This window comes from Mycobacterium sp. (assembly GCF_040398885.1).
Classification (GTDB): domain Bacteria; phylum Actinomycetota; class Actinomycetes; order Mycobacteriales; family Mycobacteriaceae; genus Mycobacterium.
This window is the reverse complement of record NZ_JBBATF010000201.1, coordinates 3,288-4,417: the sequence shown is the minus strand read 5'-3', so window position 1 is coordinate 4,417 and position 1,130 is coordinate 3,288. Positions and strand designations below refer to the sequence as shown.

Annotated in this window: 1 protein-coding gene and 1 pseudogene; both read left to right on the top strand. The window is 73.0% G+C overall.

Going from position 1 to position 1,130, the window contains the following annotated elements; translation table 11 throughout:
* Nucleotides 1-474: pseudogene (locus ADBZ5U_RS14580) on the top strand (hypothetical protein); the annotation flags it as partial.
* 55 nt (nt 475-529) lie between these two features.
* A partial coding sequence (locus ADBZ5U_RS14575) for a maleylpyruvate isomerase family mycothiol-dependent enzyme (protein WP_526811378.1) occupies nt 530-1,130 on the top strand: 601 nt, incomplete at its 3' end.

Below are 1,130 nucleotides of genomic sequence, written 5' to 3'. Positions count from 1 at the left end.
GCTCCGCCCCCGGCCCCCGCTCCCGCGCCGGTCGTCGTCCCGGCACCCGTCGTCGTCCCGAGGATCCCGCCGGTCCCGCAGATCCCGGCGGTCCCGCAGATCCCGCAGATCCCGCAGATCCCGCAGATCGTCGTCTCCATCCCCGTCATCCCGCCGGTGCTGCCGCCGATCTTCCAGCCCCCGGTGCGCAGCACACCGCTACCGCGCTATCCCGCCCCCAGCTATCCGAGCTCGGCCCCCACCTATCCGACCTCGGTGGCGCCCCGCACCGCCCAGCCGGCCTCGCCGCCGTCGACGACGAGTTACCCGACCTACACCCCGCCGGTGACCGCCGTCGCCCCGCCGGCGACCGCCGTCGGCCCCGGCAGCGGGTCGGGCTCATCGGGTCGGCAGACGGACTCCGACGGTTCGGAATCGTCCTCCGGGGGCGCCGACAGCACCCTCTGGCCGCCGCCGTGGCCCTTCGGCGGCTGATCTCCAAGCGGCTGATCTCCAAGGCGACCGGTCTGAAAGCGGTAGGTTCGGACTCGTGGACACCGCCACAGCGCTGATCGCCGAAAACGCCGCCTTCGCCGGCCTGCTGCGAGACGCCGATCTGACCACGCCGGTCCCCAGTTGCCCGGACTGGAACCTCAATCAGTTGATGCGGCACGTCGGTCGCGGTGACCGGTGGAGCGCGCAGATCGTGGCCGAGCGGTCGTCGGTGTCCATCGACCCGCGCACGGTTCCCGACGGCAGACCGCCGGCCGATCCCGACGAACTGACCACCTGGTTGCACGACGGGCCCCGCCGACTTCTGGACGCGGTCGCCGCCACCGGGCCCCAGACCCCGGTGTGGACCTTCCTCGGACCACGCCCGGCCCGGTGGTGGATCCGGCGCCGGTTGCACGAGACCGCGGTACACCGGGCCGACGCCGCACTGGCAGTGGGCGCGGAGTTCCAGATCGACGCGGACCGGGCGGCCGACGGCATCACCGAATACCTCGAACGGGTGGTGATCCGGTCCGCCGGGGGCGAGCCGCCCCTGGCCGATGGCCAATCGCTGCACCTGCACGCCACCGATACCGGACTCGGGACTGCGGGGGAGTGGACCATCGTCGGCCGCGCCGAAGGGATCGCGTTCGATCACC